The organism is Microcoleus sp. B4-D4 (assembly GCF_036705185.1).
Taxonomy (GTDB): Bacteria; Cyanobacteriota; Cyanobacteriia; order Cyanobacteriales; family Microcoleaceae; genus Microcoleus.
In genome coordinates this window covers 301507-315027 of sequence record NZ_JAUBTX010000001.1, presented here as the reverse complement: position 1 = coordinate 315027, position 13521 = coordinate 301507, and the positions used below count along the sequence as shown (strand labels likewise).

At 46.7% G+C, this 13521-nt stretch carries 13 protein-coding genes; 7 read left to right on the top strand and 6 right to left on the bottom strand.

Annotated elements, in window-relative coordinates; all coding sequences use genetic code 11:
* Window positions 1-84 precede the first annotated feature (84 nt).
* From QUB13_RS01270 to QUB13_RS01250, 5 genes are all read left to right on the top strand, one after another.
* A complete protein-coding gene (locus QUB13_RS01270; protein WP_333378013.1) occupies window positions 85-390 on the top strand; it encodes a hypothetical protein in 306 nt (101 codons plus the stop codon).
* Window positions 391-420: 30 nt separating this feature from the next.
* Window positions 421-774 carry a HesB/IscA family protein gene (locus QUB13_RS01265; RefSeq protein WP_194011029.1) on the top strand — a complete coding sequence of 118 codons (354 nt, stop codon included), beginning with the start codon at window positions 421-423 and terminating at the stop codon, window positions 772-774.
* Window positions 775-871: 97 nt separating this feature from the next.
* Window positions 872-1288: a tetratricopeptide repeat protein gene (locus tag QUB13_RS01260; protein WP_194066269.1), complete on the top strand. Its 417-nt coding sequence runs from the start codon at window positions 872-874 to the stop codon at window positions 1286-1288.
* Between the two features lie 198 nt (window positions 1289-1486).
* The gene (locus tag QUB13_RS01255) at window positions 1487-1684 is read left to right on the top strand and encodes a hypothetical protein (protein WP_172187588.1); all 198 of its coding nucleotides are present in this window, start codon (window positions 1487-1489) and stop codon (window positions 1682-1684) included.
* A gap of 51 nt (window positions 1685-1735) precedes the next feature.
* Window positions 1736-1960, top strand: a complete 225-nt coding sequence (locus tag QUB13_RS01250; RefSeq protein WP_442922120.1) for a hypothetical protein — start codon at window positions 1736-1738, stop codon at window positions 1958-1960.
* A gap of 160 nt (window positions 1961-2120) precedes the next feature.
* Here the strand turns inward: QUB13_RS01250 and QUB13_RS01245 are convergent, their stop codons facing one another.
* Window positions 2121-3752 carry a DUF3352 domain-containing protein gene (locus tag QUB13_RS01245; protein ID WP_333378010.1) on the bottom strand — a complete coding sequence of 544 codons (1632 nt, stop codon included), beginning with the start codon at window positions 3750-3752 and terminating at the stop codon, window positions 2121-2123.
* 149 nt (window positions 3753-3901) lie between these two features.
* Here QUB13_RS01245 and thyD point away from each other — a divergent pair, with 149 nt between their 5' ends.
* Window positions 3902-4828, top strand: coding sequence for a thylakoid membrane protein ThyD (gene thyD, locus QUB13_RS01240; protein ID WP_333378238.1), 927 nt, complete (start codon window positions 3902-3904; stop codon window positions 4826-4828).
* Window positions 4829-5046: 218 nt separating this feature from the next.
* On the opposite strand, the gene QUB13_RS01235 is transcribed toward thyD, so the two are convergent.
* Complete coding sequence (locus QUB13_RS01235; RefSeq protein WP_333378008.1) at window positions 5047-5586, bottom strand: REP-associated tyrosine transposase; 540 nt, start codon at window positions 5584-5586, stop codon at window positions 5047-5049.
* Between the two features lie 302 nt (window positions 5587-5888).
* On the opposite strand from QUB13_RS01235, the gene purU reads away from it, so the two are divergent.
* Entirely contained in the window at window positions 5889-6743 is an 855-nt protein-coding gene (gene purU, locus QUB13_RS01230) for a formyltetrahydrofolate deformylase (RefSeq protein ID WP_333378005.1), read from the top strand.
* Window positions 6744-7205: 462 nt separating this feature from the next.
* Here purU and QUB13_RS01225 read toward each other — a convergent pair whose 3' ends face one another.
* The 4 genes from QUB13_RS01225 to QUB13_RS01210 form a co-directional block, all read right to left on the bottom strand.
* Entirely contained in the window at window positions 7206-7745 is a 540-nt protein-coding gene (locus QUB13_RS01225; protein WP_333378002.1) for an REP-associated tyrosine transposase, read from the bottom strand.
* Window positions 7746-8122: 377 nt separating this feature from the next.
* Window positions 8123-11140, bottom strand: a complete 3018-nt coding sequence (locus tag QUB13_RS01220) for a COR domain-containing protein (RefSeq protein WP_333377999.1) — start codon at window positions 11138-11140, stop codon at window positions 8123-8125.
* Window positions 11141-11371: 231 nt separating this feature from the next.
* Window positions 11372-12310: a glutathione S-transferase family protein gene (locus tag QUB13_RS01215; protein ID WP_333377996.1), complete on the bottom strand. Its 939-nt coding sequence runs from the start codon at window positions 12308-12310 to the stop codon at window positions 11372-11374.
* Window positions 12311-12558: 248 nt separating this feature from the next.
* Window positions 12559-13461, bottom strand: a complete 903-nt coding sequence (locus QUB13_RS01210) for a hypothetical protein (protein ID WP_333378235.1) — start codon at window positions 13459-13461, stop codon at window positions 12559-12561.
* Window positions 13462-13521: the final 60 nt, after the last annotated feature.

Genomic DNA, 13521 nt, shown 5'->3' with positions numbered 1-13521 from the left:
CATTGTTGCGGTGCCGGTAGCCGGTCAACCGCTGCTTCTCAATCATAAACCCTATGGGGGGAGAGGACATCAAGCAGTTGGCAGTTGGCAGTAGTCATTAGTCATCAGTCATTAGTCATTAGTCATCAGTCATCAGTCAATAGCTTTCCTGTCAACCGTCAACCGTCAACCGTCAACCGTCAACCGTCAACCGTCAACCGTCAACCGTCAACCGTCAACCGTCATCAGTCAATAGCTTTCCTGTCAACCGTCAACCGTCAACCGTCAACCGTCAACCGTCAACCGTCAACTGCCAACCGTCAACTGCCAACCGCCAACAGCCAACTGCCAACTGCCAACCGACTACTGACTAATTCCCTGTACAATAGAGGGATAAGATTAAACTCTTAGCATTAGACAGTCTCAGGAGTTCGGCAAATTATGACTCAAGCCATTTCACAAAAGCGAGGGATTCAAATGACGGACTCTGCTGTCCGTCAAGTTTTAGCTCTTCGAGAAAAACAAGGTACAGACCTCTGCTTGCGGGTAGGGGTGCGCCAGGGCGGCTGTTCTGGTATGTCTTACGTGATGGACTTCGCAGACCCGAGCACTGTGAAATCCGACGATGAGGTGTTTGACTACGATGGTTTTCAGGTAGTGTGCGATCGCAAAAGCATTCTTTATCTCTACGGCTTGGTGCTAGACTTCAGCGATGCCATGATCGGGGGCGGGTTTAAGTTTACCAACCCCAACGCTACTCAGACTTGCGGCTGCGGTAGTTCTTTTTCTACCTAAACTTAAAATAGGGCGTGGCACCGAAAGTTATTAATTGTGCCATGCCCTGTTCGATCGATCCAACATTCCCAATCTCATATTCTCAATCTCAAATCGCATGACTCCAGAAGAATTGTTTAAAGAAGGTTTCGATCGCTACCAAGCTGGCGAAGCCCCTGCCAATCTGATCCCCGTGTTCAAAGAAGTGTGCGAAAAAGCTCCCAAAAATGGCAACGCCTGGGCTAGCCTCTCGTGGCTGTACCTCTTGGAAAATAAACCCACATCTGCTCAAAAGGCCGCCAAAACAGCCGTTAAACTGAACCCTCACGACCCCCAAGCTCGCATCAACCTGGCAGTCGCGATCCTCGACCTCAAAGAAAAAGGAGTGCGTCCCCACGTAGAAGTCGCTCAGCAACTTCTGATGGCTTCCGAAGAGTTGCTGGACGAAGTTAAAAAAAATTTTGAAGACGGATTAAGCAGAAAACCGGACTGGAAGAGTCTCGCCCGTGTCAAGCAGTGGCTTTTAGAGCCGTGACTGCGGATAAAAGCCGAGTTGTGAGCGGGGATCAAGGAAATAAGGTTGGGAATTTATTACGATTTCGTAATAAATCAATAAATAACTTTATGGAAAACTCAGAAAGTCAGTGCTAGTATTTGAAGACTTAGACGATCGACAAACCCGCTCAACGGTTTTTAGACTTGACTACCATAAATAACTAGGAGTTGTAACGATATGAGCAACGACAGCCACGTTAACATCAAACCAGCTACCCGCAACCACAAAGGTTTCTTTATTCAGCCAGCTTCTTACAAATTGATGAGCATCGATAAATCCGGCTGGGCCTTGATTTGCATGGACAAAGCAGTTTGTCACTATGTAGATCCTGATGACTTGCAATTGCCGAATAAGTCGGGAATGTCTGAAGGTTAATCTATAAGTTTTGAGAGACATTAAAATGCTTTATTTGAGTAGCTGCCCTCCCTGGAGAGGCAGCAACTTTTTTTTGAGAAGTTATTAGTTATTGGTTATTGGTTATTGGTTATTGGTTATTGGTTATTAGTTATTGGTTATTGGTTATTGGTTATTAGTTATTGGTTATTGGTTATTGGTTATTGGTTATTGGTTATTGGTTATTGGTTATTAGTCAGTAGGGGCGGTGGATGGTGCGTGCCCGCCCTCCTGCCGTCATCAGTCATCAGTCATTAGTCATCAGGAAGAAGGAAGAGGGAAGAAGTTGTGTACGGGATGTAACGGATCGAAATAAGTTGGGCAACGGATTTTGTAATGGATTTAATGGATAGAAAAATTACCAATTACCGATCGCCAATTACCAATTCCCGATTCCCAATTCCCAATTCCCGATCGCCTAATTGTGAGATTTTAAGGCAAACAGCATTTCAAGCTTAGCAGTTGTCGGTTCTGTCGAAGTTGTCGCTACGCTAACTCCTCGGAGAGAATTGAGCAAATCAGCCACTGGTGGCGAAACTAAATTGGGCTGTACTGCGAGTAAATAACGGTTGGCCCAAGACATGGCTTTTTCCATATCTATGTAAAAGTAACCTTGGTTGGCTTGCGGTAAAGAAGTGGCGATCGCCTGAAAACTCGGACTGCTGCTTAGCGGTTGCGGTGGCGCTGTCGTGATGACATCAATTAAAGGGCCGCCGAAAGCGACAAACATAGAATTTTCATTCAGCCAACCGTGGCCGAATAAAGTGCCTTGCTGCGGTATTTTCCACTCTGTAACTTCTTTTCCCTGAATTTGTCTGGGGGCGACGCTGACTGTAGGATTGCTTTTGGCGATCGCATCGAGTTTTTCGAGGGTGGCTTCTGCTGCGGGGCGATCGCTAGTTTCAAAAATCATCGCCGCCCCCATCCCCAACTGAGACAAAATACCTCGATCCGAACCGATCGCCCCGATCGCAAATTCCCCATTCATCCACCCAAAAACATCGCGATCCGCATCCAAATCCAACCGCTTAAAACTATCGCGAACCTGCTGAATACCCCGATCGACTTCCGGGCTATCTTTTGCCTCTGCCGTCGCCTGCGACCAAATTTTATCCAGTCCCTTACCGCCGACTAAAGCAATAGTTTCGCCGGGAAATCTCGACAACAATTTCGACGAGGTTGGCGAATTTTTCTCAGGTAATTTAGGGTCTAGCTGAGCGATGGTTTTTACCCTCAATCCCGAACTGTCCGCCCCTATTCCCGCAACCAAAGACTTGACTTGTTTGAACTGCTGCATCACGGTCAAAAGCGGTTGCCAATCATCGGAAAAATTAGCTTTCAACTGCTGCATGGAGGCTGAATAATCAGCAATGTAAATAGTTGCGATCGGATTCTTTACCCCAGCACTCTCGGAAAAAAACTTAGTTGTACTCTGCTGGGTAGCGAGGGAAGGTGCTCCTTTAAAAGTGTCGATCGCCAATTCCACAGGCTTTCTCAAAGGAGCCATCACTAATTGGTCGTTCAGCAAAGCCACACTGTAGCGCTTGCCGGTTGGCTCTGCTATTTCCGAAATTTTAACTCCTTTATACTCAGTTTCTTGAATTGTTGCACCTTGCTGAGATTTTAATTTATTCGCAAAATTCCAAGCGCTAATTTTATTTTTCACGCTGACTACAACCAGCAGTTCAGGAGCCTCGGTTTTGGCAGCAGCATCAGGCGGCAGCAAAGCCACCATCACCCCCCCCAACCACGGCTTTAAGTCCCTGTCAAAGTCGATTTGAGTGCCTGCCAAGCTTTGTTCTTGAAAGGCCTTCAAACCCTGACCGACCAACTTTTGAGCGCCCGGAGTACCAAATTGCTGCAACTGAGCCAGCGCTTGGGGATTGGGGGAGATGAAGGCGGCCATCGTTGCTTCGTCGGGTACAACTTTGGCACTTTCTTGAGGGTTTGATATTTGTTGGCTCAAACCCTGGAAGTAAAAGTAGACCGCGACGCTACCTGCTGCGACGGTGGCGGCAGCAATTAGAAGCTTTGGTTTTTTTGCAGGCATTGTTTTTGATTCTCGCGTCCTTTATCAGTTTAATGAAAATCTAGTTGGCTGGTGTGGAGGCGATCGAGGCTGCTCTTGATTTTTGTATAATTCAAAACAAGTTTGGACGATCGTGTAAACTGCTGTTGATATCAAGTGCGGGAAGAAAGATGAAAGTAGCGATCGCGGGAGCAACGGGATTTGTAGGTAGCCGGCTGGTGGAGAAACTGCAAGCCGCCGGACATCAAGTGGTGGTTTTGAGCAGGGATGCGGCGAAGGCTGGGCGAGTTTTTCCGCCTTCAGCTTATCCGAATTTGGAAGTTGTCGCCTACACTCCTGCGGAGTCTGGTGATTGGCAAAACTCGATCGCGGGCTGCGACGCTGTTGTCAATTTAGCTGGGGTGCCCATTGCGGAGGAAAAGTGGACTCCGGCGCGCCAGCAGGCGATTTTGGACAGTCGCAAACTGACGACGGAAAAATTGGTAGAGGCGATCGTCAATGCTAATCCTAAACCATCGGTGTTTGTTAGCGCATCGGCGATCGGCTATTACGGAACCAGCGAAACCGCTGAGTTTGACGAAACGAGCCTCGCGGGAAACGATTTTTTAGCAGCAGTTTGCAAAGACTGGGAAGCAGCCGCCCAACCTGCAAAAAATGCCGGTACAAGGCTAGCAATTTTGCGGCTGGGGATAGTTTTGGGAATGGGAGGTGCGCTGGCAAAAATGCTGCCACCTTTTAAACTATTTGCTGGCGGCCCAATTGGCACAGGAAAACAGTGGTTTTCTTGGGTTCATCGCGAGGATGTGGTTGATTTAATTTTGTACACCTTGCAAAATCCGCAAGTTGAAGGTGTTTTGAATGCCACAGCACCGAATCCGGTGCGGATGAATGAATTGTGTCAAACTTTAGGGGAAGTTTTAAATCGGCCTTCTTGGTTGCCCGTGCCAAGTTTTGCTTTAGAATTGCTATTGGGAGACGGTGCTAAAGTTGTTTTGGAAGGGCAGAAAGTTTTACCAAAACAAACTTTAGCTAGCGGTTTTCAATATCAGTATCCGACGCTTAAATTAGCACTCGAAGAGATTTTATCGGGAAGTTAGGAACCTACGGAATAGAACCCGCCGAATAGAATTCGGGGCTAAACAAACAAAGTCCGCCTGCGCGGACTCAAAAATTCCCTCGTTCCCAGGCTCTGCCTGGTAACGCATATCCAGAGGCTCCGCCTCGCTCCTTCCCTCGTCCCTTGTTCCCAGGCTCTGCCTGGTAACGCAGATCCAGAGGCTCTGCCTCGCTCCTTCAAATAAATAAATCATCCGACTCAAAAATCAATCAAATCAACTACCAACAATCCATCGCGATCGAGATAATTGCGATAACTAGAATATCTCCAACAAGCTGGAGCTTCCACATAGCTGCGCCTGACAGGATTATTGTAAATGTACTCCAATTTTTGCAACAGCATTTCTTCGTTCAAAATAGCTTGTGGGTGAAACCCTTCTTGCCATAGCTGGTATTTTTGGTTTTTTTTGTGTAGTTTTTTATAGAATTCGAGTTGATCCAGGATGTTGGTAGTTTTATTTTTTTCAAGCAAGTCAATTATGGAGCGAGCAGTAAATGATTTAAAATTCCTCATTTGCGTTGACAGTTCTGAAGAAGTTACGATTAAATGCAAATGATTTTCCATCAGTACGTAACCGTGTAAAGCTAAGCGCTTCTCCCGTTGCATAAAACTTAAGGAATCTAAGACTATTTGTACTATTTCTGGCTGAATGAATACAGGAATCCAGTTGATAATTGTACAGGTGACAAAGTGCGGTTGGTTCTCGGAATATATTACTTTGTATCTACTTCTTCCCATTATGGCGATCGAGGGTTTTTTAGATGGTTAAGACGAGGCGGAGCCTCTGGATATGCGTTACCAGGCAGAGCCTGGGAACGAGGTAAAACTAGGTAAAACTAGGTAAAGGGTTAAGACGAGGCGGAGCCTCGGGATATGCGTTACCAGGCAGAGCCTGGGAACGAGGTATTCAGGGCGGGCGAGACACCCCACTCATTGTTCGATCGTTTTTCGATCTACAGTTTAAATGCCACAACAGCTTATCACGCTGATCCTGATACAATCAAGTGAGATTAAAAACTTAAAATTTTTGTAATTCTACCATGACTAGCGCTACTGCAACCCTTTTAATTTCCTGTCCCGATCGCAAAGGACTTGTGGCCTTACTTGCTAATTTTATTGCTTCCCATAATGGCAATATTATTCATGCGGATCACCATACTGATTTTACCGCAGGATTGTTTTTAAGTCGTCTGGAATGGCAATTAGACGATTTCGATTTAAAAACCGAAGAAATTACACCAGCTTTTAGTGAACTTGCCAAGGATTTACAAGCAAATTGGCAATTACATTTCTCTTCAAAAGTTAGACGGATTGCGATCTGGGTAAGTCGTCAAGATCATTGTTTGTTAGACTTGATTTGGCGGCAGCGCTCTCAAGAAATCTGGGGTGAAATTCCGCTGATCATCAGTAATCATGAAAAATTAAAACCTATTGCTGCACAATATGGTATAGATTTTGAGTATATTCCCATCACTAAAGAAAATAAAGCTATTCAAGAAGCACGACAGTTGGAAGTTCTTAAAACTTATAACATAGATTTAGTGGTTTTGGCGAAGTATATGCAAATTTTAAGTCAAGATTTTATGATAAAATTTCCAAACGTGATTAATATTCACCATTCATTTTTGCCAGCATTTATAGGGGCAAATCCCTATGAAAGGGCTTATGAAAGAGGGGTAAAAATCATTGGTGCAACAGCTCATTATGTTACGCCGGATCTAGATGCTGGCCCAATTATTGAGCAAGATGTTGTGCGCGTGAGTCATCGCGATGCAGTGTCGGATTTAGTTCGCAAAGGTAAAGATTTAGAAAGAGTTGTTTTGGCAAGGGCGGTGCGATATCATTTACAAAATCGTGTTTTGGTTTATGGCAATCGCACTGTTGTTTTTGCTTGATTTTTGAACTTTACTCGCGTTTTTTAGGTGACTTCAAAGGTAAGGTGTTTTTTGCGACAAAGTAAGTCGCTTTGAGGCAAAAAAAACCGGGTTTTTTATTTTATTTTGCGACTATAAGCTGTGGATTTTTGTAAAAAAACCCGGTTTTTGACTGTGCTTGCGTCTAGCAGTTTCATCTAGAAAGATGCGCGTCGGCTTGAGACTAAGCAGAATAAAATCAGCAATCTTGGGAATGCGAGGTGCATGAAAGAGCTCCTCGCATTGTATTTCCTCGTTCCTCCTCGTTCCTCCTCGTTCCTCCTCGTTCCTCTTCGTTCCTCCTCGTTCCTTTTCGTTCCTTTTCGTTCCTTTTCGTTCCTCTTCGTTCCTCTTCGTTCCTCTTCGTTCCTCCTCGTTCCCAGGCTCTGCCTGGTAACGCATATCCAGAGGCTCTGCCTCGCTCCTTGAAACAAATCATCCGACTCAAAAATCAATCAAATCAACCGACAATAATCCATCCTGACCCATATAATTTCGATAACTAGAATATCTCCAACAAGCCGGATCGTCAACATAGCCGCGCCTAACAGGATTATTGTGGATATACTCCAATTTTTGCAACAGCATTGCCTCATCCAAAATAGCTTGCGGGTGGAACCCTTCTTGCCATAGCTGATATTTTTGGTCTTTTTTGTGTAGCTTTTTATAGAATGCGAGTTGATCGAGGATGTTGGTAACTTGATTTTTTTCAAGCAAGTCAATTATAGAGCGAGCTGTAAATGATTTAAAATTTCTCATTTGCGTGGACAATTCAGAAGAAGTTACGATTAAGTGCAAGTGATTTTCCATCAGGACGTAACCGTGTAAGGCTAAACGCTTCTCCCGTTGCATAAAAATTAAGGAATCTAAGACTATTTGTGCTATTTCTGCTTGACAAAATACGGGAATCCAGTTGATAATTGTACAGGTGACAAAGTGCGGTTGGTTGTCGGAAGATATTACTTTGTATCTGCTTCTTCCCATTGTGTCGATCGAGGATTTGTGAGTGGGTTTGGGCGAGGCGGAGCCTCTGGATATGTGTTACCAGGCAGAGCCTGGGAACTAGGGAAATGCTGGGGTTTGTTTGAGGGTTGGGGCGAGGCGGAGCCTCTGGATATGCGTTCCCAGGCAGAGCCGGGGAACGAGGGAAATGCTGGGGTTTGTTTGAGGGTTGGGGCGAGGCGGAGCCTCTGGATCTGCGTTACCAGGCAGAGCCTGGGAACGAGGGAAATGCTGGGGTTTGTTGGTGGGTTGGGGCGAGGCGGAGCCTCTGGATCTGCGTTCCCAGGCAGAGCCGGGGAACGAGGGAGTTTTTGTTGAAATTATCACAGGATCGTAATAATGGTGTCAATATAAAAATCTTAATACTCATCTACAAATTGCTCGTGAACCCATAGAAATTCGCGCCGTCTGTTCTGCACTCGAACCAAGCCACCAAAACCAGGATCTTTGGCTTTGAGCAGCGCGTGTAATTCTCGCAAAATTGAGCCTTTCGCCATGATTGCTGATTCGCCTTGTTGCCGATCGAGGAAATTACTTTCACTAGACAAATTAGTAGTTAAATCGCTTCCTTTCAAGGTAGATTCAATGCTTTTTTGTCCTAAATCTAGTTCCTCTTCAATGCCTTTGTAGGTGGCTTCATCTAGCATTAGCTTGGTTGCCGAGGCTGCGACAGGTAAGACTAGACTCAGGGTTCCGGTCAAAATTTTGAGATAGGGGGCTGCTTTGGTAAACCATTCGCGCGATACTTCCAATTCATACACTCCCTTCTTTTTGTCGTGAGGATTTAAGGCGGGAAGCGGTTGACGAGAGTGTTCGCACCAGAGGGTAATTTGCAATTTTGTACTTATCCATTTGGGGCGATCGAAAAAGCTTGGATCGACAGGCTTGAAACTGAACAGGCGCGGGCCATCTTTCGCTTCATCGCTGAGCATTTGCATCAGTGACGCAAATTCCTCATCGATTTGGCTGAGAATCTTACGCTGATCTTGAGACAATGACTCAAAACGTTCTTGACCTCGACGATCGACAATCACTAAATCTTTGCGGATGATTTTTAGCTCCTCTTTGACAATATTTTGCAATTGCTGAATGCCGATTTCTGGCGATGGGGGTTGAGCAGTCGGCGCGTTATTCAGCAGACGATCGATGTTTTGCCATTCACCACAGCCTGAAATGGGACAGGGATACTCATGACGATTCTTCTTTTTGCTCTCAATTAGTTTCTCAACCTCAAATAGCCCGTTTCCCGGCGCATTCATACCGCAAGGCGAAATACAGGGAACCATCACATTACATCGCAATCCTTCCCAGAAATTCTCGACTAGCCATTTAATCTCTTCCGTGAGATAAGACAAGAACCGTTCTGGATAAGCTGCCCGCACGGTAATTTTTACATCAGTGTTAACATATTCCAGCAAGGCCCGACCGTTGTAGTCGTTGTCAAGCATCAAACCCCGTTGCCAATGGATACTTTTTTCGTAATTGCAGCGCCCCAGTGAGTATTTGTGCAAGCGCACAATCAACTGATAAAACAATCCTTCTGCTACTGCAAGTTGTCCTCGCTCGTCCACAATCCGGCAGATTTGCACTTGTTGTCTGTCTCCGGCTTCCGGTTGCTCTCCCCAATTGGGCAATTCCGGGCGTGTATCGCGTACAAGTTGAGCAATCAAGCTGGTATTGCTGGGTTTAGCTGGGTCGAGCACCACCTGGTAGGACAAATCGAAGCGTTCCATCAGCTTGAGAAAGATGGGATGTAGTTCTTTCTTGTAGCCGTCCTCGCCTGGAAACGGGGGATTACTCCATAATTCGCCCAGATGCTCAAAATCTACTAAACCATTGCGGCGGCGGGTTGTTTCATCATCGAGTACGAAGCTGATTGCCTTTGCTAGCCAGTCGGGTTTGAGGATGACGATATCGCGCAGTGTGGGATCGTAATCGTAATGGATCAAATACCCCAACCTATGGGAAATGCGAAGGAAAAGTTCTGCTTGTTCCTTATCGATTCCGTGTCGATCGCAGATGGCAAGGACATCATTGTAGGGCAGATAGGCTTTGTCGTTTGTCTGCAAGATTTCCCGCACTCGCTGCCACTTGGCGGGAACGGAACGTCCCATTTCGGGAAGAGATGCGGCGACACTAGCAATCTTTTGTTTTAATTCTGCCAGCCCGGTGCAGGAGTTCAGAAGGTCAGGTTTGCTGTCTACATGGAAGAAGTCAAGCACCGTATCGCTGCCGAATCGATCCTGAATTTCCTGTCTGTCAATGTCCGGTTGTCGCTGTCCGGGGCCGCCGTGGGTTGCGACAACTAGCACCTTGGCATCCGGTGCGCGATGCTTGATCAGGGTAATCCACTCTTTGACAAAGCCCTGCTGGGGGCCTTCCCGCGGCTTCCACACCACCAGATACACGGCTGGTGCACTGAAAAACAACTGGTGCGTCGATCGATAAACCGGTTGACCGCCAAAATCCCAACCATTGAGTGATATCTCTGTGCCACTGTCGGGATGGGTGACAATAACTGGCTTAATTTCAATTCCGTGAGTGGTGGGACGACTTTCTAGCCATTCATCGTCCCGCAATGCCCCCAACAGACAACTCTTGCCCACCTCACCTTCACCAATCAAAATCAGCTTGGCTTCATTCAGCGTGATTTCTGCTTCTGCCTTTGCCCGCAGGTATTGCAAGACGGCTCCAGTGCCTTGCTCATAGGCAGCAGCGAGGTCAGGATTCAGAGGATTGTTGCTGAGGTAAATCCCTTGCAACTGGGTGAGGGATGCGAGCGCCTCTGGCAGTTCCCTCAGTTGGTTGTTGCTGAGGTTAAGCTCTTGCCACTGGGTGAGGGATGCGAGCGCCTCTGGCAGTTCCCTTAGTTGGTTGTTGCTGAGGTTAAGCTCTTGCAAATGGGTGAGGGATGCGAGCGCCTCTGGCAGTTCCCTCAGTTGGTTGTTGTGGAGGTTAAGTAGTCGCAACTGGGTGAGGGATGCGAGTGCCTCTGGCAGTTCTGTCAGTTGGTTGTTGCTGAGGTCAAGCCTTACCAACTGGGTGAAGGATGCGAGCGCCTCTGGCAGTTCCGTCAGTTGGTTGTTTTGGAGGTAAAGCACTTGCAACTGGGTGAGAGAGGCGAGCGCCTCTGGTAGTTCCCTCAGTTGGTTGTTTTGGAGGTAAAGCACTTGCAACTGGGTGAGGGATGCGAGTGCCTCTGGCAGTTCCCTCAGTTGGTTGTTGCTGAGGTTAAGCCTTTGCAAATGGGTGAGGGAGGCGATCACCTCTGCCAGTCCGCTCAATTGCAGGTTGCTAAGATCAAGTGTTATTGCTATCTGTCGCCGTGCCCGTTCAATGCGTCGCTGTGCTTCCCGATCGCCCTCAGTTTCTAACATTGCCAATTCCTTGTTTTGATTTTTTTATATAAGTACGATCGCCTTTTGAGATGACTCGGGCGATCGCCAGACATGATTTGATTTTGAATATTGCTTAATCTCACTTCAAAATAACATCAATATTTTGTCGATCGTGAGGTTTGAGTAAAGGAGAGAATGGAGGGTTTGTTAGAGGGTTAAGGCGAGGCCCAGCCTCTGGGAATGCGTTACCAGGCAGAGCCTGGGAACGAGCTAAACCGGGTTTTTGATACCCGCGCGATCGTGCGATTTGAGCAAAATCCCCACATCGGGCCCAGCGGGGATAATGCAGCCTGGATTCAACGGAAACAAATTGCCGTAATAATCGCGTTTTACAGCCTCCAAATCGCAAGTACCCGCAACACCCGGCAACTGATACAAATCGCGCAGATAAGCTCCCAAATGCTCGTAATCTTGAATGCGGCGCACATTGCATTTGAATAAGCTGTAGTAAACGGCATCAAAACGGAATAGAGTAGTAAAAAGCCGCACGTCTGCTAAAGTCACCCGATCGCCGCAAAGATAACGATTCATCGAGAGCGATCGATCTATCTCGTCTAAAACAGCAAACAATTCACTGCAAGCCGAGTCATAAGCAGCTTGAGATTGGGCGAAACCGCAGCGATAAACGCCGTTATTCACCGATTGGTAAATCTTCTCATTCCACTCGTCAATTTGCGATCGCAAATCCACAGGATAAAGATCGATTTGAGGATTGCTAGCAAACTCGTTAAACTCCGAGTTTAGCATCACAATAATTTCCGAACTCTCGTTATTGACGATCGCCTTTTTCGAGTCATCCCACAACACCGGCACCGTACACCGCCCCTGATAGCCCGGTGATGCCAACTGGTAAATTTGTGGCATCGTATTGCAGCCAAAAGTCTCCGACTCCAGCACCCACATCCCCCCTTCCGAAGGATAGACAACAGACACCGATATCGCATCTTCCAGCCCTTTAAGTGCTCTCGTCACCAGAGTGCGGTGCGCCCAAGGGCACCCTTTACCCACAAACAGGCGGTATCGTGCCGTGGCGGGCCCATAAGGGTTTTCTGGCGCTGTCGAGACAAAATTGCGGAAACTGCTGCTGGGGCGAATGTATGCTCCGGTGCGATCGGGCGGCGCTAGTTTTGACATCATTAATTGCCACATTGATGTCCAGACAAATTTGCCAAGCTTGACTGTTACTGATGAAGGGAGCGATTTGTTTTTCACAATGCGATTAAAAGAGGTTTGCTAAACATAATCTGCTTATTTTAACTCACAGCCGAAGGAAGAAGGAAGAAGGAAGAAGGAAGAAGGCAAAGTAAGCAATGGTTTCCCTCGTCCCCAGGCTCTGCCTGGGAACGCATATTTAGAGGCTCTGCCTCGCTCTTTTCCCTCACCTGGGAACGACTTTTCTAGTATCTGTCAGAGGCTATTTCGGCATAAGCTCGATCGATCAATTGGCGAGCAACCGTCTGAATTCCCGTATGTTCGTAATAATTGGTAGTCATGTCTAAAAACGCGGCGACATAATCCAATTTGTCATCGGTAATATCAATGTATTGCTTGAGATTGCCTAAAACTAGGGCGGGAGTTAAGCCGCGAGACTGTACTAAATTGTTCATCCAACCTTGCGCTGATGCGAAAGTTGTTGTCACAAATCCGAACTTTTGTGAATTATTTGCGCCGGGAATTAGGTTGCTGATATTTTGAAATGTTGAGTTTTGCTGCAAGGTTGAAGGATTTAATCCGCCTAGGGTATTTTGCGCTACTCGAATGAAGTCCGGGCCGAGGGGAATTAAACCGTCAGCGCATACTAATGCAGCCATCCGCATTAGAGATTCGTCTTTGTATTGTGATAAGTAATTGGAAAAGCTTCCCGCGTTGTTAAGGGAAATATTGTTAAGCTTGCAAAAGACTATGAGTTCGATCGTCACTTTGACGCATAAGTCGATCGTTTGAGTGGTGTCAGCCTTGGGAGTGAGGCGGCTCAGAAACGAGAGAAAGCCGATTTTTTCGCCGATTTTATTTGCCATAGCGGTTGCGCCCAAGGCACTGTCGGCGCTGTCTGCAAGCTGGTAAAGCTTGACTGCGCCTTGATAGGGCTCGTTGGAGTTGGCGTAAAGCTCGATCGCCCTGCTGCGAATTTTTTGGACTAATGCGCCATCTGTTTCCCCCGTGAGCGATCGAATAGTATTATCAAAACCCGTGAGATTGTTCCACTCGCCGGGAACCACAAAATCCAGGGATTTGAGCATCATCACAGTAATCCCAGAAGACGGCAAATTGTCAACCAATTCCACAATATACTTGCTCATCACAAACTCCTGAATAGCCAGATTTAAAAGTGTTCTTCCAAATACTCCAACTTCCATAAA